Origin of the sequence: Mesorhizobium sophorae (genome assembly GCF_002270415.1) — a bacterium.
Taxonomy (GTDB): Bacteria; Pseudomonadota; Alphaproteobacteria; order Rhizobiales; family Rhizobiaceae; genus Mesorhizobium; species Mesorhizobium sophorae.
This window is the reverse complement of sequence record NZ_NNRI01000015.1, coordinates 1-19,544: the sequence shown is the minus strand read 5'-3', so window position 1 is coordinate 19,544 and position 19,544 is coordinate 1. Positions and strand designations below refer to the sequence as shown.

At 60.6% G+C, this 19,544-nt stretch carries 15 protein-coding genes; 5 read left to right on the top strand and 10 right to left on the bottom strand.

What is annotated here, in order from left to right; translation table 11 throughout:
* Positions 1-327 precede the first annotated feature (327 nt).
* Positions 328-642, top strand: a complete 315-nt coding sequence (locus tag CGZ66_RS22905) for a hypothetical protein (protein WP_143748817.1) — start codon at positions 328-330, stop codon at positions 640-642.
* Positions 643-1,415: 773 nt separating this feature from the next.
* Here CGZ66_RS22905 and CGZ66_RS22890 read toward each other — a convergent pair.
* Positions 1,416-2,687: a cytochrome b gene (locus tag CGZ66_RS22890; protein ID WP_095088291.1), complete on the bottom strand. Its 1,272-nt coding sequence runs from the start codon at positions 2,685-2,687 to the stop codon at positions 1,416-1,418.
* A 15-nt stretch (positions 2,688-2,702) separates the two neighbouring features.
* Positions 2,703-3,185 (bottom strand): ubiquinol-cytochrome c reductase iron-sulfur subunit, encoded by a 483-nt coding sequence (petA, locus tag CGZ66_RS22885; RefSeq protein WP_095088289.1) that lies wholly within the window; start codon positions 3,183-3,185, stop codon positions 2,703-2,705.
* A 526-nt stretch (positions 3,186-3,711) separates the two neighbouring features.
* On the opposite strand from petA, the gene CGZ66_RS22875 reads away from it, so the two are divergent.
* Complete coding sequence (locus CGZ66_RS22875; RefSeq protein WP_095088286.1) at positions 3,712-3,963, top strand: hypothetical protein; 252 nt, start codon at positions 3,712-3,714, stop codon at positions 3,961-3,963.
* A 52-nt stretch (positions 3,964-4,015) separates the two neighbouring features.
* Here the strand turns inward: CGZ66_RS22875 and CGZ66_RS22870 are convergent.
* The 4 genes from CGZ66_RS22870 to CGZ66_RS22855 form a co-directional block, all read right to left on the bottom strand.
* Positions 4,016-5,085 (bottom strand): IS630 family transposase gene (locus CGZ66_RS22870; RefSeq protein WP_095088284.1). Its coding sequence is split into 2 segments (ribosomal slippage): positions 4,016-4,599 and positions 4,599-5,085, totalling 1,071 coding nucleotides; the frame shifts between segments, so codons are not numbered across the junction.
* 238 nt (positions 5,086-5,323) lie between these two features.
* The gene (locus CGZ66_RS22865; protein WP_245331179.1) at positions 5,324-7,885 is read right to left on the bottom strand and encodes a mechanosensitive ion channel family protein; all 2,562 of its coding nucleotides are present in this window, start codon (positions 7,883-7,885) and stop codon (positions 5,324-5,326) included.
* Positions 7,783-7,998, bottom strand: a complete 216-nt coding sequence (locus CGZ66_RS22860) for a (2Fe-2S)-binding protein (RefSeq protein WP_095088280.1) — start codon at positions 7,996-7,998, stop codon at positions 7,783-7,785. The genes CGZ66_RS22865 and CGZ66_RS22860 overlap by 103 nt, the downstream gene beginning before the upstream one ends.
* A gap of 61 nt (positions 7,999-8,059) precedes the next feature.
* Positions 8,060-8,989 carry an MBL fold metallo-hydrolase gene (locus CGZ66_RS22855; protein WP_245331178.1) on the bottom strand — a complete coding sequence of 310 codons (930 nt, stop codon included), beginning with the start codon at positions 8,987-8,989 and terminating at the stop codon, positions 8,060-8,062.
* Positions 8,990-9,420: 431 nt separating this feature from the next.
* Between CGZ66_RS22855 and CGZ66_RS22850 the strand changes: the two genes are divergently transcribed.
* The 3 genes from CGZ66_RS22850 to CGZ66_RS22840 all read left to right on the top strand — a co-directional run bounded on the left by CGZ66_RS22850 (position 9,421) and on the right by CGZ66_RS22840 (position 13,439).
* Positions 9,421-10,227, top strand: coding sequence for an alpha/beta hydrolase (locus tag CGZ66_RS22850; protein ID WP_095088278.1), 807 nt, complete (start codon positions 9,421-9,423; stop codon positions 10,225-10,227).
* Positions 10,228-10,795: 568 nt separating this feature from the next.
* Positions 10,796-11,452, top strand: a complete 657-nt coding sequence (locus tag CGZ66_RS22845) for a response regulator transcription factor (protein ID WP_095088276.1) — start codon at positions 10,796-10,798, stop codon at positions 11,450-11,452.
* 121 nt (positions 11,453-11,573) lie between these two features.
* On the top strand, positions 11,574-13,439 hold the full coding sequence (locus CGZ66_RS22840) for a PAS domain-containing sensor histidine kinase (RefSeq protein WP_095088274.1): 1,866 nt from the start codon (positions 11,574-11,576) through the stop codon (positions 13,437-13,439).
* Here CGZ66_RS22840 and CGZ66_RS22835 read toward each other — a convergent pair.
* From CGZ66_RS22835 to CGZ66_RS22820, 4 genes are all read right to left on the bottom strand, one after another.
* Positions 13,429-14,418, bottom strand: coding sequence for an ABC transporter permease (locus CGZ66_RS22835; RefSeq protein ID WP_095088273.1), 990 nt, complete (start codon positions 14,416-14,418; stop codon positions 13,429-13,431). The genes CGZ66_RS22840 and CGZ66_RS22835 overlap by 11 nt on opposite strands.
* The gene (locus tag CGZ66_RS22830) at positions 14,419-15,282 is read right to left on the bottom strand and encodes an ABC transporter permease (protein WP_095088271.1); all 864 of its coding nucleotides are present in this window, start codon (positions 15,280-15,282) and stop codon (positions 14,419-14,421) included.
* Positions 15,279-17,060: an oligopeptide/dipeptide ABC transporter ATP-binding protein gene (locus CGZ66_RS22825; RefSeq protein ID WP_095088269.1), complete on the bottom strand. Its 1,782-nt coding sequence runs from the start codon at positions 17,058-17,060 to the stop codon at positions 15,279-15,281. The genes CGZ66_RS22830 and CGZ66_RS22825 overlap by 4 nt, the downstream gene beginning before the upstream one ends.
* A 66-nt stretch (positions 17,061-17,126) precedes the next feature.
* Positions 17,127-18,686 (bottom strand): ABC transporter substrate-binding protein, encoded by a 1,560-nt coding sequence (locus tag CGZ66_RS22820; protein ID WP_095088267.1) that lies wholly within the window; start codon positions 18,684-18,686, stop codon positions 17,127-17,129.
* Between the last annotated feature and the right edge of the window lie 858 nt (positions 18,687-19,544).

The window sequence follows — 19,544 nt, the reverse complement described above, 5'->3', positions numbered from 1 at the left end:
GGAAGCGGGACGTGGCGCGGAAATTGCGACGGCATCATCATATCAGGGAGAGGAGTAAGAAATGATGCGTCAAGATGGAACAACAGCGCGAAAGGCAGCACCACGGCGCGTGCCAGAATGGCGCCTCAACAAGAGAACGTTTGAGGTTCCGTACCTCATGAAGCTCGGCAACATTGGTCGCCAGGAAGCGCTGGCTTTGATCGCCAGGCATGGTGGGGACAGAGACGAAATCACTGCCGAGCTGTTTTCGCGGAGAGGTCGATCTCAATAGCTTTCACAACTAGGTTGGACCCATGACCCACCGAGCGTTCGCCGAGAAACTCGAGGTTGCTGCTGCATATTTCGGATGTCTCGCGCGCGGACCTGCAAGTCATGTTGATCAATGCAGCCCTGCGGCTGAGGAACACCTCGGGCCTTGCCTTGGAAGCCGAGGTTGACGAGGCGGTCGACTTGTTGGCAGCGCAGTTGAAGCTTTCGCGGCATGAAGTGTTGCAAACCATCGTGCGAGACTGGCTGGTTATTGCCGGCCGGCTGGGTGCCGCCGATACCGCTAATGAGGAGCGCGATACTGTCCGCCAAGGTATCGCCGCCCGTAGGCCAACAGACGGGCGCCATGACACAGGAGAGGCTTTGCCGGAGTAGGGGCCCCGGCCCTGTCGCCCCTTTGGAACCTAATCGGGGTTTGCAGCTTCTTAGCATTCAACGAAACATGCGTAAGGCGCGCCTAATGTTCAGTGATAAAGAGACACGATTCTTAGAAGCGGGGCTGATCGCTGCCGTGCCGCTCTCGATCCTGATCGCGGTGGCGATGGTTAGCCTTACGTTTGGTTGGTTTGGATGAGCACACGAGAACCGATTTTTTATACAAATGGATTACGTCCAACGTTCCTGAGACGACTGGCGCAGATATCATCTCAGTTGCCGAGCTCACGCAAAAGCTTTTCGCCGACGCCAAGTCGATAGGCATCTCATGCACAGAGATCGAGGAAGACACCAGGGAGCGTCTACGAGGCGATTCTGGATGCAATTGTGCACCACGAAGCCGGCGTGGCGGACTAAGGAGCGATCGCATGACTTAGATGCCGAAGACAACCTACACCGTGAGCGTGTTTGAGTCGCCGAACTGGCGGGCCGTCCTAACCACGAAGGACATAAACAAGGCTCTGGCCAAGGCAAAGGAAATCGGTGAGCAGGTGCGGATCGAGCGGCAACGCCGAAGGCGAAATAAGCGGAGGGCGGGCCCGACACCTTTGGGTTTGTGAACTCCGAGACGCCGGGCCCTTGGACTGGAGAGATGGGTGGATCCCTCAAGCCCCGTATATAATGTGCCCCTAACACAATCCGGTGGCAAACGCGCGAATCTGTTGAGCAGGAGTGGAGAGATCGGGGCCTAGATTGGCCCATGGCGGTAATCTCTATTCTTCCGCCTTCACGCTGGTTGCACGCTTTTCGAGAACCGCTTCAGTGATTGAGTGCGGCATGCGCCGTGGCGTCTCGATCAGCCCAAGCAGCGGCATGACCAGAATGAAAAATGCGAAATAGTAGAGTGTCGCCAACTGGGACATCGTGACATAGACGCCTTCTGCCGGCTGTGAGCCGAGCCAGCCGAGAAAGAGGACATCGGCTACGAACAGCCAGAAGAACACCTTGTACCAAGGCCGGTAAACCGCCGAGCGCACCTTTGAGGTGTCAAGCCAGGGCACCAAGAATAGCACTGCGATCGAGCTGAACATCGCGAACACGCCGCCGAGTTTGGAATCGATCGGTCCGACATTGAAGGTGATGGCGCGCAGGATCGCGTAGAATGGTAGGAAATACCATTCCGGCACGATGTGCGCAGGCGTCTTCAGCGGATTTGCGATCGTGTAGTTGTCCGGATGGCCGAGAAAGTTTGGCAGATAGAAGACGAAATAGGCAAAGAAGAACAGGAACACGATGATGCCGAACGCGTCCTTGACGGTGGCGTAGGGTGTGAAGTCCACAACATCGGTCGTTGATTTCACCTCAATGCCGGTTGGATTGTTCTGGCCGACTACGTGAAGCGCCCAGATGTGCAAGGTCACCACGCCGGCCAGCAAAAACGGCAGCAGGTAATGCAGTGCAAAGAAGCGGTTCAGCGTCGGATTGTCGACGGCGAAACCGCCGAGCAGCAGCTGCTGGATCCATTCGCCGACCAGTGGAATGGCGCTGAAGAAGCTGGTGATGACAGTGGCGCCCCAGAAACTCATCTGGCCCCACGGCAGCACATAGCCAATGAAGGCCGTCGCCATCATCAACAGCAGGTTGGTGCAACCGAGCACCCACAGAAGCTCACGCGGCGACTTATACGAACCATAGTAGAGCCCGCGGCAGATGTGGATGTAAACGGCGATGAAGAAGAACGAGGCGCCATTCGAATGCAGGGAGCGCAGCAGCCAGCCCGAATTCACGTCGCGCATGATCTTTTCGACCGAATTGAAGGCCAGCCCGGTGTCAGGAGTATAGTGCATCGCCAGCACGACGCCGGTTACGATCTGCGATGCGAGCATGACTGTGAGAATGCCGCCGAACGTATAAGCGTAGTTCAGGTTTCGAGGGACGGGATAGACGATGAAGGAATCATGCACCAACCGTGGCAGCGGTAGGCGGGCGTCGAACCAGCGTTCGATACCGGTCCTGGGCGTGTAGGTCGAGTGTCCCTCGCTCATCGCAATGTCCCTGCCTCAGCCGAGACGGATCTTGGTGTCGGAAGTGAACTGGAACACCGGCACCGCCATGTTCTCCGGCGCAGGGCCTTTGCGGATGCGTCCTGCAGTATCGTATTGCGACCCGTGGCAAGGGCAGAGCCAGCCGCCGAAATCGCCTTCCTGGCCGAGCGGAATGCAGCCCAGATGCGTGCAGACCTGGACCATCACAAGCAAGGCCTCCTTGCCCGGTGTGGTGCGGTTGGCGTCGGTCGCCGGCGCGTCGGCCGGAAGGTTCGCGTTGCGGGCGATCGGATCCTTGAGGTCTGCCAGCTTGACCGCCTCGCCGTCCTTCATCTCCTGCTCGGTGCGGTTGCGCACCACGACAGGCTTGCCACGCCATTGCACGACTAGCGACATTCCCGGCGTCAGCGAGGCGACGTCGACCTCGACGGAGGCCGGCGCCTCGGCGAGCAAAGTGTGCTCGTCGGTGCCGGTTTCGGGTTCGGAAAGGTCGGCCATGATGGCGTCTCCTGTTGTTGGAAAAGCTGCCTTGTCGCCTTGGCTGCAATGGGCAAAGCAAGCCATGGCCTTCGCGTTTCGAGCTTCCTCATAGTCGGATTGAAATATGCCGGCCGTGGCGGGATGTGGGCCATCGTGCCAAGGGCAAAGGTGTCCAATACTTTCGTCTATGATCTTCGGATCGAAGAACGCAGGACAGTCCAGGACGCCATGCGCGATCGTATGAGTTCTAGATTTTGCTAACTACCATTCCTCAATTGAGCAGTGATTGCATGTCTGACCTTGCGCGTCGCGGTCGCTGAACAGCTGTTTCAACTTGATCATACTTCGGCATAGTCACGCCTACCTGCCGGGACCGTAGCCGTCCTCCCTGCCAAGTGCGAGTTTTCTGAAGCGGTTGTCTCAATGAACGCCGCTGGTACGACGGCCGGTATCGTGAGGGCCTGGTCTACGAAGTTGGCCTTCGCGTTCCGCATCACACGAAACATATGACGAACGAGCTGAAACATAACGAAGGAGAGTAATCATGCTGCCGCTGCTGCAGAGTCTCCACCTGATCGCTGCCAAACGCGGCGATGGGCTACGCCCAGAATTTCTGAGGATGGAAGCCGAGGAAGTGCTGAGCCTGACCTTCCCGCCTATTCAACTTGCCTCATTGTCCGGTGATGGCTTCATTCCAATTCAAGACAATTCGGTATTTGAATCGCCGAAGTCACCGACGCCCCGGCCGCCCAAGACGAGTGCGAAGGCACGTGGGTTGCTGATGCCGAACCGCTGAAGGTCGCACACAGGTTCGCTATAGACTGCCTCCGTACGTCTAATACCAACGGTCAATTTGATTGACCGACGTGAGCCCATTCGCGCATTCCGATTGATGTGATGGTGTTTGGTCGTTCGATGAGCTCGCGCCAGGCCCCGCACGCGGCGTCGATGATGGCGTCGTAGCCTTCGAAGACGCGATTTGAGAGCCAGTTCTGGCGCAGATACTGCCAGACATTCTCGACGGGGTTCAGCTCCGGCGCGCGGGGCGGCAGGAAGATTAGCGTGATGTTCTTGGGCACTTTCAGTTTGGCGGTGGTGTGCCAGCCGGCGCGGTCGAGCAGCAGAACGGCATGAGCGCGCCTGGCAACATGGCGGCTGATCTCGTCGAGATGAAGTTGCATGGCCTCCGTGTCGGCGAAGGGCAGCGCCAGCCCGGCTGCTATGCCACGCGCCGGGCAGATGGCGCCGAACAGATAGGCGCTCTTGTAGCGCTGGTCGGCCGGCTGACGGGGCCGCGTGCCGCGCCTGGCCCATTGCCGCACGATGCCATTCTTCTGGCCGATGCGGGCTTCGTCCTGGAACCAGATCTCGACCGGCTTGCCTTTGGGCAGGTCGGCCAGATGGGCGCTCAGCGTGCGCGGGAAGTTTTTTTATACGCCTCGACGATCTCGCCGTCCTGGCCCGGATGAAGTGGCCGGGCGCTGATATGGGAGAAGCCGAGCTGCTTCAAAAGCGTTCCGACGTAGCGCTCGTGATAGTCGACGCCGAAGCGTTCCTTGATGAGCCTCTGGAGATCAATGCGCCGCCAGCGCACGACGCCGTCGACGGCCCGGTCCGGCCCGGTCTCGACGATCCGTGCCAGTTCCGCCTTCTGCGACACCGACAGGCGCGGCTCCGGCCCGCCGTTCCAGGCGTCCTCGAGGCCGTCTGGACCAGCGTCGTTGAAACGGTGAACCCAATCCCGCAGGGTCTGCCGGTCCATGCCGCCGACCCGGGCCGCATCCTCACGGCTCATCCCGTCGAGAACCGCTGCCAACGACAGCAGCCGACGGCTCTGCTTGCTATCCTTCGAACTCTTGGCCAGCCGCCGCAACTCGGCTGCCGAATAGTCCGTCCGCATCTTGATCGCTGATCCCATGGCGCGAATCCTCCTCGCCCCAATGGAATCACGGTTCCGCTCACTCCGGTATCCCAAGAGAGTCAGCCGTCAGATCCTTTAGTATAACCGGCCTCCGGCACCTGCCGGCCGGATCTTTCAAAGTACTGTCAGGGTCGGTGAGGTTCGTGACGGTGCTTTTTTCGTCTGATGATGGAGTATCCCTGCCTCGGGCGATGCGCGGAAAGCCGCGCTGTGACCGGCAGGTGTCACAGCTTTCCTATTCCGTTGTGCCTTTTCTTCTGCGCCGATTACTATGCGACTGCGCGATGGCCATTGTTAACTCGGGTGTGATCTCCAACAGCGCATTCTCTGCCCCATGTGGCTTCTGTAGCCCCTGAACCTGGACGGTCGGAAATGGGAGTTCGATGCCTTGCTCCTTGAAGGCTTGGCGGAGGCGTACATAGAATTTGCGTTTCATACCGAAGGCGCCTCCGGGTCTGGTTGTCGCCTTGACCCTCAATATGATGCCGTACTCGCCGAATTCCTGTACACCCTGCATCTTGATCGGCTCGAGCACCCACGGCTTGAACTCCGGATCTTCCGCCAGTTCGAGGCCGATTCGCTTGATCAACTTGCGTGCGAACTCAATATCAGTGTCATAGCCAACGGTGATGTTGAATTTGTCGGTAACCCAGTCACGGCTCTGGTTCTGGACTGCCCCGAGTTCGCCGAAGGGTATGGTAAAGAGCGGTCCACGATGGTGGCGCAGCTTCACCGAGCGCAATGAAAAGCCCTCGACCGTACCCCTGTAGCTGCCCGATGAAATGTATTCGCCGACGCGAAAAGCATCGTCAAGCAGATAAAACACGCCTGAGATCACGTCCTTGACGATGGTTTGTGCGCCAAAACCCACGACGACGCCGACGACGCCAGCGCCGGCGATCAGCGGGCCGATCTGGATACCCATTGAGGCGAGCATCATTAACACCGCCATCACGATGATCAATGCGAGCAGAATGTTTTGGATGATCGGCAAGAGCGTATGCAGTCGCGCCTGATGCGGATCGAGGGCCTGGACGTCCTCTTCGCCGATCACCGCGTGCGGTATTTCGATGCCCAGCTTTCGTTCGATCATAGCTTTGATGATCGACCAGCCGAAATCGGCTGCGAGGGCAATGACCACGACATTGATCAGGCCGCGTAATATGAGCGTGGTCGTCGTATCGCTGTCTTGCATGGACTGCATGTTCAGACCCCAGACACGTGCGAGAAGGTAAGCCGCCGCCAGGATCAAAATCATCCGGATTCCGCGATCGATGACAGCGATCGTCACCGCAGGGATCGTAGGCCTGCCAGCATCCTCCGAACCCGGCCGCAGGACGAAATTAACGCCGCGCTGCGTCAGCACGATTGCCAAAGGCAGGAAGAATGCGGCGAACGTAAACCAGAAGAATATATAAAGGCCGGCTATGCGCTGCAGGAACAGAACGACGAAATAAGCAGTCAATAACCATGTCGCTCCGATGTGACCGTGCGCACCGTCTCGCTGTTTTCGTGGCCGACGCCAAACGGCAAGTAGCAAGAGCAACAGCAGGACGAAATCGGCGCCCAGTGGCAGGACCACCATTCCGTCCTGATCGATGCCGAGACCCGGCAAGAGAATAAACGCGGCGGCGAAGAAGGCGAAGACGCCGACGATCCGGGATAGCCAATAGGACCAATGGTCAGCCGCTTCGTTGGTAATCGGCAAAGCACGAACCTCGACGGCGTTCTCGACGTTCATGAAGGAAGGGACGAGCATGGCGGCGACGTACATGCGCACACCCCATGTAGCGACTGCAGCCATCAGAAATGTCAATACGATCTCGCGGATAAGCATTGGCCAGTCGAACAGCATGAACGCGCCGGCGCTGCCCAGTGCGAACGAGATGATCAGCATGCTGGAATAAAGCGTGCGACCGCCAATCTTCTTGGCTCGCCCATTGGGCGTATCCTTCGGTTGCGCCCTAATCCAAAGACGAAATGGACGGGTCAACTTGTACGTTGCCCAGGTGAGCGCCAGGCCGGCAGCGATGAACATCGCAATCAGCATGAATACGCCGGCAGATCCCTTGCTGGACATATCCTCCATGGTCTCTGCCCGAACGCGCGCGAACTGGCCGGGCAGCAAGGGCAAAGTGCGCACGATTCCTTCGATATGGTGTCTGATCCGATCGAGCGTCGAGGATGCCATCGTATTCATCTGGCCTGGTGCGGCGACGGCGCCGGACGATGCGTCGGTCGGCGAAGCTCCTGACTCGGCAGACGCTCCCGTTGACCCGGTGTCCTGATTTCGCTGTTCGGTCACCCAGGCCTTCACTGACGGGTCGTCGAGAAGCTCGAATAGCTGTTTGACCCTTTGAGGCGGGACGGTCGCCGGTGCCTGCGCCTGTGCCGGACAAGCCAACAAGAGGGTGATCCCAAAGACGAGCGGTCTGGCAATCAGGACAAACATCGCTCTCAGATCTCCCAGACGCCGTGCCGGGCGCGCCAGTTTCCTGGCTCCCAATCGTCGAATCATGAGTGGCATCGTGCTGGTAACCTCCCGGTCAAATCGGCGAGCAACGGCATCAATGTCCGTTGTTGTCGTGTCCCCGCGTTTCGCAGCAACCGCAATTTTCTTGTCTTCTGGTTTCGCCGACCCGAAGGCGAGCAAAGCCTGGCCGCCTGAGAGGAGGGCGGTCAGCGGCAGCAGAGTCAGGTCTCCGAGGACCGCGCGCAGTCTTTGCAGGAGGCCGCACGGGCAGTGCCGAGCGCCTCGTCCATGAGGCGGCGGATGGTGAGCGCGCAGCGGCCGCATTTGGGGCTGCAGCCGAGACGGCCATAGACCTGGCCGGTAGAGCGCGGCCGCCCCGCCTTGACGGCGGAGCGGACATCTTGATCGGTCAACACATTGCACGAACACACAATCATGGCGCTATGTTTCTTGACGGCGACGTCGTCGAGGCTGGTTCGCTCCTAGCCCAGCGAGCGTTCAGTAGTCCCAGACTGCCGGCACGCAACGAAAGGCCTCGCCGTCCACCGCCACATGGCAGAGAGACGGGAACGGCAGGTGAGTGGCCACCAGCGGCTCTCGGTTCGCCGCGAGCTCCCGCATGAGACTGACGCGGACGCGGGTCGCCTCCTCGGGGTCGTGTTCGAAGCCATTGTGCCAGTCGGGATGGTCGAACCCGACCTGGAATACGAGGTCCCCGGCGAAAGTCAGCCGGTCGCCGCCCGACGCCAGGCGGACCACGCTGTGCCCGGGGGTGTGGCCGCCGGTGCGACGAACGACTACGCCCGGCGCCACCTCGTGCTCGTCCTCGAACGTGCGTAGCTGGCTGCGGTAGTCCTTCACGAATCGCTTGGCAGCACGCCGAAGCGCGTCCGGGAACCCCTGTGGCATGGAGACGCGAGAGAAGTCGGGGGACTCCCAAAACTTGAGCTCAGCGGCTGCCACGTGTATCCGCAGGTCCGGACGCAGTTGCTCCTTCACTCCGTCGATGAGCAGCCCGCCAATGTGGTCCATGTGCATGTGAGTCAGCACCACATCAGTCACCGATGCGAGATCGATGCCGGCGGCCTCCAGTCGATGAAGCAACTGCCCGGCCCGCGGCAAGTGCAAGTCCGGGTCAGCTCCTAGCCCAGCATCGACCAGAATAGTCTGGCCGCCGCTGCGCACCACGACCACGTTCAGCGGCCACTCAAGCATCTCCGGCGACAGGAACTCGTCCTCCAGCCAGGCTGACCGGACGGCCGGGTCGACATTGTATGCGATAGTCGGGGATGGAATTGGTAGTATCCCATCGCTGACAATCAACACGTCGATCTCGCCGACCTTGAGTGCGTAGCGCGACGGAACCAGCTCGTCAGGCCCGGGCCGACCGGCGTGTGAAATGTCGTCCATGCTCATCTTTGTGTCCATGTTCGTCTCCTTCTGATCGCCTTACCCCGGCCGTATCGGCCACCTCCACCGTTGGCCCGTGGATTGGCACATGCCTCCATGGACGGCCATCCGGCGTCTGCTAAGGAGATTGCGCCGCAGCAGCCTACCCGACCATCGAACGGAAGCGTCGGTCATGCCATGCGAAGGTCTATGGCAGCCCCTTCGCGAGCTTGGGTGACCCCGCGCAAACATCAGGCGTCCAGCCAACGGCGGCAGTGCCTCTCGCCTGTCGGTGGCACACTAGCGGGTGGGGCATCCTGTTCCGAGGTATTAGCCACCAACGGCCTTGATGCAGTCGACTGCGCGCGCCCCCCCTCAACATAGTTATCCGCATCGCTCTGATCGGCGCGTTTTCGATCGAGCAATGAGGAACACGGCATATCGTGCCAAGCAGAACGACGGAGAGACCAATGTCCAAAACCATCATGCTGATCCACGGCGCCTGGCTGAACGCCCATTGTTGGGAAGGCTTCAAGGCTCGTTACGAAGCCAGGGGCTACACTGTCGTCGCCCCAGCTTGGCCGCTCGACGACCGATCTCCGACCGAGCTGCGTGCGTCTCCGAACCCCGCTCTCGCCCAGGTCGGCATCAACGAGCTCATCAATCACTACGATCGCCTCATCCGCGCGCTGCCCGAGCCGCCAATCCTGATCGGTCACTCGTTCGGCGGGACCGTCACGCAGCACCTGCTTGACCGCGGGCTCGGCGTGGTCGGCGTCGCCATCGACCCCGCGCCGACTTCCGGCGTGCTGGTCGGGTGGCAGACCATCAAGTCGACATTCCCCGTGTTCTTTTCCTGGGGAAGTTGGCGCCGCGTCATGACGATGTCGCGCAGCTTCTTCAGCACGCGCTTCGCACAGACCGTGCCGGTAACCCAGGTCAATACCATGTACGACCGCTACATCGTGCCCACACCCGGGAAAATCTACTGGGACGGTCTGGTCTCAGCCGCAGGGAAGATCCGCTGGGACAACCCTAATCGCGCGCCTCTGCTGCTCATCGGCGGCGGCATCGACCTCATTGCCCAGGCCAAGATGACCAAAGCCATGTTCGAGAAGCAGAAGCAGGCACCGTCGAACACCGAACTCAAGATCTATCCCGACCGCTCGCACTGGACGTGTATTCAGCTGGGCTGGGAGGAGGTCGCGGACTTCGCGCTCGACTGGGCTGTGAACAACGCCCGCGCGCCCAAAACTCTGCCGCAGCCGGCAGCCTAGCCGCGCTGAAAATCGGCAGATCTTGATCGGTGATGGGCTGTTAAAGGGCGCGGAAGGTTATCGATCAAGCAAGGTAAGCTCGACGTGCGTGCTGGTAACACCCTCTCGCCAAGGTCCGGAACCCAGGAGAAGGGGGACATGGAGCGGTTTGATGCCACAGAACAACAAGACTGTTTGGCCTGGGCTACGCCGACTGGACTGAGACCTGTACCGCACTGCACCTGTGGACAAAGATCGTCGCGCACGCGCCGTGGATGACCACTACTGGCACGCCACGTCGGCGCGCGTTGTGCAGACCTATACCGAAGTATAGGTTGGGCATCGAAAACCTCTCGACGCGATCGCACTTTGGCGTAGTAGCGCTGCCGATCCTAATTCCGCTATGTAAGTCCCGACGGTGACGTCACACGTTGGTGGGGCATGTACGGGACTATCTGTCGCTCAATCGGTTCCCAGTGGTAGGCGTCAAGCGCAGCTCGTGGTTGACGTGTGGCGGACACGCTGTTGATAATATACTGTGTAAGCGCAGCCAATTTCGTGTCCAGCAGATCTCCCTAAGGCGAGGATCATGGGCGTGCTAGATTCAGCATCCGGAGCATATTCAGGAAGCTTAGGCAGCCCCATAGCGATTCTTGTCGATGACGACACAGAGGTCCGCGACTCCCTGGAGGAGTTGCTGACTTCCGTCGGCATCGAGTCGATATCGTTCTCTTCGACCCAGGAAGTGCTGGATGCAGAGCTTCCGGATCGCCCGGCTTGCCTTGTTCTCGATGTGCGCATGCCGGGACTGAGCGGCCTGGATCTCCAGCATCTGCTACTGACCAAGGGCATACAGACGCCGATTGTGTTCCTGACGGGCCACGGCGACATCGCCATGAGTGTGCAGGCGATGAAAGCGGGGGCGGTTGATTTCCTGACCAAACCTGTGCGCGACCAGACCTTCCTCGATGCAATATCGGCAGCCGTCGCTGCCGATATTGCTCGGAGGGCGGCGGCGACAGTATCGCGCAAGACCATGGCGCTTTACCAGACGCTCACTCCCCGCGAGCGTGAGGTGCTTGGGTTTGTGGTCTCCGGGGCGATGAACAAGCAGATCGCATTCGATCTTGGCATCAGCGAAATCACCGTGAAGCTCCATCGGAGCAACATGATGAAGAAGATGAATGCAAGGTCCCTCACGCATCTCTTGAGTACCTGGCAGTCGATGCCCGCCGATATGCGCTGAAAACGCCATTCGAGGTGCGGCCCTCGCTGCTGGGAGGATATGTGCGCAGCGAGGCGCAGTGGTCCTCGGGGACTGTGATTGATACCGAAACCGCGCATAGGCGGTTTCGGGAGGGTTTGAAATGAAACTGACGTCAATGACACAACGCCGCGTCGTGGCTGGGGCGATCGGCGCAGGGACAGTGTTATTTGCTCTGTTTGCCGGGGAGCCTTCCGGCCTGCTGGTCGCCATTGCAGCTATATGCTTCTGCGTGGGATGGAAGGCGGGATTGGCGGCTATTGCCGCAGGCAGTCTGCTTTCAGCTGTGATCGTGCCGGCATACGGGGCCGAGGATGGCGCCGTCCGGTTGGTCGCGTTTGTTGTCGCAGCGTTTGGCCTGTGGTTGGTGGTGAACATATTCAGAAGAACCAGCTTTTTTGACCGGGTCTACCAGGGAGCCGGACCTGGTATCGCCGATATTCCAGGCCTTGGCTGGTCCGCCAATCCGGACGGGCGCCTTCGGTTCCTCAATCCTGCAGCCCTCGAGTACGTTGGTGTCACCGCCGAGGAAATGCGCGAGATCATGGATGCCGACGACTTTTCCTGGTGGCTGCGATTTGTCCATCCCGCCGATGTCGAGACGAGCATGGCGCAATGGCGCCACAGCCTGGAGACGGGCGAGCCGATGATCGAAGAGCAGCGTTTGCGCCGGTTCGACGGCACATATCGATGGTTTCGCGATACGGGTGTTGCCTCGCGCGATGAGCAGGGGCGAATTGTCGGCTGGTTTGGCCATACCGAAGACATCGATGACCGGCGCAAGGCGGAAGCTGCGCTGCGCCAGAGCGAGAGGGAGCTCAGGCTGCTGGTCGATACGGTTCCTACTATGATCTGGCTGATGACGCCGGCGGGGTTGCCGTACTATTTCAACAAACGGTTCGTCGACTGGGCGGGCATCGACTCGGCCATGGTGGAACCGCGTGGCACGCGGCAATTCGCCTCGCATGTGGAGTTGTTCCATCCCGATGACCGGGCGGCCGTCAAGGCCGTGTTCCAGAAGTCCTTTGCTCGTGGAGAGCCACTCCAGCACAAAGGTCGGTTGTGTCGGAAGGATGGCCAATATCGCTGGATCGATTCGCGCTTCGAACCGCTACGTGACGAAGACGGCACCATCGTTCGCTGGTACGGCGTCAACTTCGACATCGACGATGAGGTCCGCGCTCAGGAATCCCTGCGTCTGGCGGACGAACGGCTCGCGCGCGCCTTGCGCGCCGCCAGCCTGTCCGAACTGTCGGTATCCATTGCCCACGAGCTCAACCAGCCGCTGCAGGCGGTCGTGGCCAACGCCGGTGCGTTCCAGAGATGGCTGAACGCCGATCCGCCAAACTTCGATCACGCCAGCCGGGTCGCCCAAAAGATCATCAGAAACGCCGACGCGGCGGCGCAGGTGATCAGCCGCATCCGGGCGCTGTTCAGCAAGACCGAAGGCGATCCGCACGCGATCGATCTGAACGCCGTGATCCGCGAAGTGTGTGATCTCCTGGGTGACAGGATCGCATCTAGCAGCGTCAAGCTGGACCTTCACCTCGATCCCCGCCTTCCTGCGACGGCTGCCGATCGCGTTCAGATGGAGCAGGTCGTCCTCAACCTCGTCCGCAACGGCATCGAAGCGATGCAGGACGTCGCCATTAGCGTGCGAAGCCTGCGGATCGCGTCGCGGCGTCAGAATGACGGAACAGTCGAGGTCGAAGTGCGAGATCGCGGCCGCGGACTTAGCAATCCGGAACGGATTTTCGAGGCGTTTTACACAACCAAGCCGGATGGAATGGGAATGGGCCTGGCAATCTGCCGCTCGATTGTCGAGGCACATTGCGGACGGCTTTGGGCAGAAAATGTCGAGACAGGGGGGGCATCGATAACCTTCAGCCTCCCCATCAACGCTGCCGACGCGGCCAAGACACCTACCGCTGCGATAGTAAGCGCCGGAGTGAGCGCATTCAGAGGTTGATCCGGGGATCGGCCATCGACTGCCCGATTTCGATCAGCGTGTTGACCAAGATGTACAGGATTCCGAAGACGATGGCGACGCCCAGCACTGCCGGGAGATCAGCGCTGGCAAAAGCCTGGACCGTGTAAAGACCCAGACCAGGCCACCCGAAAACGCGCTCGACAACAAGCAAGTTGCCGAAGAGAAGGCGGACCTGCAGCCCGAGCATGGACAGTGGGGCCGTGGCAGCATTGCGCAAACCGTGGCTCAACAGCACCTTTGTCTCGCTGAGACCCTTGCCGCGTGCTGTCCGAACATACGCCTGACTCATCACGTCGTGTAGCGCACCATTCAGGCTTCGCCCAACCGCGATGCCGATGGGCAACGCCAGTGCAAGCGCCGGCAAGATCATGTGCAACAGCGCGTCGACGCTGACTTCGGGCCGGCCGACCAGTATTCCATCGACGACGTTGAATCCCGTGGGGCCTGCGAAGTCGCGGTAGGCAAGCCGCCCAGCTCCGGGAAGCCAATCGAGTCGGAACCAGAAAAAGTAGGTGAGTAGTAATGCCGACAGAAAGATCGGCGTGGAACCCACCCCCACCATAGCGAGCCTTATGCCCCCCAATCCCGGAATCAAGAACTGAAGCGCTGCCATGACGCCGGCGAGCGCCACTCCCAAAGCGATCGACGCCAGTCCGAGTTCAAGTGTGGCGGGAAGATATTGCTGTATGTCGTCAGCCACCGGCCGCCTGGTTCTTACCGACGTCCCCAGATCCGCATGCGCGAGGCGCAATAGAAAGCGCCCGTACTGAACGACAGCCGGGTCGTCCAGTCCAAGCTGCTCGCGCATCGCTTCGACCTTTTCCGGCGGAGCGCTCGGCCCGGCAATGGCCCGCGCTGGATCGGCGGGGATAATGCTTTGGAGACAGAAAACGATGAAGCTCATCACCAGGAGAACGACGACAGCGCCGACGAAGCTTTTGATGAGATATGCCAGCATCTAGGCCCCCCTGAGAGCGGCGCGAATGCCGTCGCCCGCAAGGTTGGCGAGGAGACAGAGGAAAAAGATGATCGCGGCGGGCAGGATCGGCAGCCACCAATGGACGGTGAGACTGTCGAGGGTGCGTGACGTCATCGCTCCGAGTTCAGGCGCCGGTGCAGGCAGTCCAAGGCCAAGGAACGACATTAGCGACATCGTCATGATGATGTTGGCGACATCCAGTGACGCCCCGATGAGCAAGGCGGGGACCACTCCCGGCAACAGGTAACGCAACAGCAGGCGCGGACCGCGCACCCCAGCGATGCGCGCTGCCTCGACATGAGGACGGGCCTTGAGGCGACGAATTTCATCGCGGGATATGCGCGCGTACCAGGGCCACCAGAAAATGGCGAGCGCGATCATCGTGTTGACGAGCCCGGGGCCAAGCGAAGCCACGACGGCGAGCGCGATGAGCGTTCCGGGAAGGACTAAGAACAAGTCGACGATCCTCTCAATGACCAGATCGACCTTGTCGCCCATCAGGCCCGAAATCAGTCCGACAAGAGAGCCCACAGTGAGACTGAAACCGATGACGGCAAGCCCTGGCAGCCACGTATATCGAACACCGAGGATCACCCGCGAGAGCAGATCGCGGCCGATCTCGTCGGTGCCGAACCAATGTTCGGCCGAAGGCGGCAGGTAGGCCCCGGCGACGCGCAGTTGTGGATCGAACGGCGTGATCCACGGCGCCAGCACGGCCACAACGGTGACGACAGGCACGCCGAAAATACCGATGCTTTCAAGCCAACCGGCACGCCGGAAGAAATCGCGCCAGTTGAACCGAGGCCGCGCAGGCAGCGTGTCCGGAGTTCGCCTGCTGGTCATCGTCCGCCTCCCGCCTGCAGGCTCGGCATCGCGGCGATGAGGGAGCGCGTGTAGGCGGACTGTGGCGCGGCAATGATGGCATCTGGGTCGGCAACCTCGACCAACTCGCCATCCTTCAGCACCGCGACACGGTCGGCGATGATCCTGGCGGCCGCCAGGTCGTGGGTCACGAACAGCATCGCCATGTCGAGCCGCCGCCGAAGGTCGCTAAGAAGGTTCAAGGTGGTGGCTGCCAGCGACACGTCCATGGCGCTGATCGGCTCATCGCAGAGCAGAAGCCTTGGGGGGACGATTACCGCGCGTGCCAGAACGGCGCGCTGGCACTGCCCGACCGACATCTCGGCCGGCAGCGCGTCCATCAGGACCGGATCGAGGCCGACCAGCTTTATTGCCTCTCCGACGAGACGGCGGCCGTAACCACTGTCCAGCGAAACGGCTCGCAGACGCTCGCCGATCTGCTCGCCGATCGTGAGCCATGGCGTCAGCGCCGCCACTGGGTCTTGAAACACGACTTGCGGAGGAAGCTTGTCGAAGCGTGTAACAGTGCCGCTCTCCGGTACCACGAGCCCGGCAGCAATCCTCAGAAGGGTAGACTTGCCGGCGCCACTCTCGCCCACCAGCGCCACGCACTCGCCAAGCTTGATCGAGAGGCTGACCGACCTAAGAACGGGCTGCGGCTGACGCCGTCCCCAAAACGATCGGGGGCCTGTCCGATATGTCTTTCCGACGTTGGACAGCCTCAAGGCGGCGGTTTCCTGGATCGCCTGGGCCGGCCATGGTTTCGTACCAGCGCGCTGCGCTAAGAGAAATGAGGTTTGATCGTGGTGAAGGCAGGCGACCGCGCCATCGTGGACGGAAGCAGGCTCCAGCGGTGGGCGGATCGCCGTGCAGTCTGGCTGGGCGATCGGGCAACGTGTCGCGTAGGCGCAGGCGTTCTCAACATTTATGGAGGGTGTGCGCTCGGGCGGGAGCGTGGGAAGCGGGCGCCGTCGATCAGTGTCCAGATCGAATCGAGCGGCGAGCAGGCCGGCGGAATAGGGATGCGCGGCATTGCGGGCCACGTCCCTTGTCCGGCCCATTTCAACGATGCGTCCGGCATAGAGAACCAGGACGCGGTCGGCCAGTGAGGCCGCCACACCCAGATCGTGCGTGACGAACAGAATTGCCGTCTGCTGCTCGCGGGCGAGATCGCGCAACAGATCGAGGATCTGCGCCTGCATGGTGACATCGAGGGCGGTTGTCGGTTCATCGGCGATGAGCAGCTTCGGTCTTGCCATCATTGCCATGGCGATTAGCACGCGCTGACGCTGCCCCCCCGACAGGCGATGCGGAAGCGCATCGGCGATGCGGTCCGGGTCAGGCAGGCCAGTTCGGCTGAGCCAGTCTTCGATCGATCCCCCGGCCCCCCCACTGGTTTCTCGCATCTGGCGGCGGATCGTCATCGTGGGGTTGAGCGCGCCCATTGGATCTTGCGAGATGGCACGGACGAGTTGACGGCGGGCCGACTGCCAGGTGCGCCTTCCCGCGCCGACAAGCTCGATCCCTGCAAGCCGGATCGAGCCTGCAACCTGCGGCAGGTATTCGCGCGGCAGGAGCCCCTGAAGCGTCAGCCCGATGCTTGTCTTGCCAGAACCGCTTTCCCCGACCAGCGCGACGATCTCGCCTGGAAACATGTCGAAACTGATGTCATCGAGCACGCGGGAAGGACGGCCTTCGCGGCTGAGGAAGACCGAGAGGTCCTTGACGGCGAGAACGGACTCGGTCACGGGTTCGGACATTCGGTGCGCTTGATCATCTGCGGTGCGAGCCTGACCTGCTTGCGGAATGAACCGGACGGCCGGAGTTCAGTGTCCCCAGCGAACGGTGCTGAAGTCGATGTTGCCGGGTGGGTACACGGGACGCAGTCCAAGGTCCTTCAGACCCTTGGCGTGGACAACCACATCGTTGACGTCGACAAGCGGGATGACGATGCCGGCATCGAAATACATCTGCCCCGCTCTCTCGTAGAGAGCGTCGCGTTCTTTGATGTCGGTCAACCGTCCGGCCTGATCCACGATGGCATCGGCTTCCGGCACGACCCGGCCAAAGAAGTTAAGGGGACCGCCTTTTGTGAAGAACACCTTGGCCTGGCTCTCCGGATGAGCGGCGTCCGGGCCCGCGATCGTGAGCAGCAAATCGGGAGGGTTTGGGTCGTCCTTCAAGGTGTAAGCAGCTCCGGAGGGCAGCACGTAGGCCGTTGCCTTTACGCCAATCGAAGCCAGTTGCGCTATCATCAGGTCGGCGATGCGGCCGTAGCTCGGGGCCGCGCTATGAAGGCCGATGACCAAATTGACCGCGCCATGTTTGGCGATCGCGGCTTTCGCTGCCTCGAAGTCGGTCGGGAATCGGATCGGGCTCACTGGGTCGAGCATCACGTTGGGATATACCGACCTCGACAAGCTTGCGAACTCTCCAAAGGCGTCCTTGACCCACAGCGCCGGGTTGATCGCTGTCAAAACGGCCTTGCGGACCTCCGCGTCGTTGAGCGGCGAGTTCGGCTTAACGAAGAGATAGTACGGTATCATGCTCGGGGCGGCGGTGATCTCCAGACCCCCCGGCAGGCTGGTAAGTTGCGCGAACGGATAATTGATCGGCACGGCATCGATCGCACCCGCCTGCAATTGAAGTATCTGCTGGCTGATATCGGGCACGACCGAAATCTGGATCTGCCGGAAGAACGGTTTGTCACCCCAGTAGTCGTCGTTGCGTTCGAGCACATAGCGCTGACCGCGTTTGAATTCAGCTAGTTTGAATGGACCGGTGCCGACCGCATGCTCATTGAGCCAGGTCTTCGCGAAGTCGCCGTTATCATGCTCGGCGAGCGCTTCGGGACTGATGATCTTTGGCCCCCACGGACTGGAAAGGGCATCGAGGAGCGAAGGCTGAGGATGGCCCAGCGTCAGCACGACCGTCGAATCGTCGGGCGCCCTCATGTCCTTCACGTTAGCCAGGGAGTAGCTCAGGCTCAGCCCACGATCGCGGCGCCTTTCGAACGACTTTATGACCGCCGCCGCATTGAATGGCGTGCCATCATGGAATTTGATGCCTTCGACCAGGTGGAATGTGTAAGTCAGCCCGTCGTCTGAGATATCCCAACTCCTGGCGAGCCGACCGACGATCCTGATCGAACCCGGCTCGTATTCGACGAGGCCTTCGTAGACGTTGTCGATTGCGCTCATCGCGCCGGTCTCAAACCCGTTGTCGGGATCGAATGTGCCGATATCGGCCACATACGGTATGCGCAATACATCCTGAGCGAACGCCGGCGCCACCCAAAGCAGCAAACCGATCGCGAGTCCCAGCATACGCAGGCGAAAGCTGCGTCTGGAGGATTGTTTGGCCGGACGAGAGTAGGACGTCTGCATCAATTGTCCCTGTTGGCCTGGTCTTTCGGCGAGGGGACTGCGGCAAGCCATACGCACTCAAATCCTTAGCCGAAGAGGGCATCTCAGGCCCTTGTTCAACTCCGCATCCGCCGATGCCGTCGAGACTTTCGTTTGTCGCTCGACATCGGCGCTGGCAGCCAGACAATACACGGCCTGGCTGCACGATACGTCAGCAGTCTATGAGTCCCGGGCAGCGGATACCACCTATCCTTGGGCATAGATTGTTGAAACGCGAACACCGGCTCAGCAAAGATCGATCGAATCGAATGAGACCGCTGAAATCACTGCGGCCGACATCAATTCTCATCCGACCAGGCGGCATGGTGTTGAGAATATCCACCCTGTCGACCAGGGCAGCCTTCACACACTGACGCATCGGGCCAAGGTTTGCTTTGATCGGGATTGCTGTCCACTGGGCGCATCCTGCCAAGACCTTGGCATCGCATCGCAGATACTCTTGCAGAATAGGTTCGCAGGAGGAGTCGGCGCATTCTGTTTCCCACAGCCGCAATCCTCATGGAGGAGTCAATGTACGATCTCGTGGGAATGCCCTCGCACCGCACGACCCTTGCCGTGCTAGCTTTCGTAGCTCGCACCGCTATGGGGATGTCACTAGCCAGACATTTGGCATCTGCGGTTCGCGAATTCATCGCACCCCGCTACAGGCCCGAGCTCCACTATATGCGCGGTCCGGGACCCGCCTGCGCGCGTCGCGCGATCAAGATTGAATCGAGGCAAGTCCAGCTGGCAGGCCGCCAACAACCGCACGATACAGCCTGGCACGGATACCTTGGAAGCAGCCAATGAACTGTATCCACTGCGGCTCGACTTTTCACC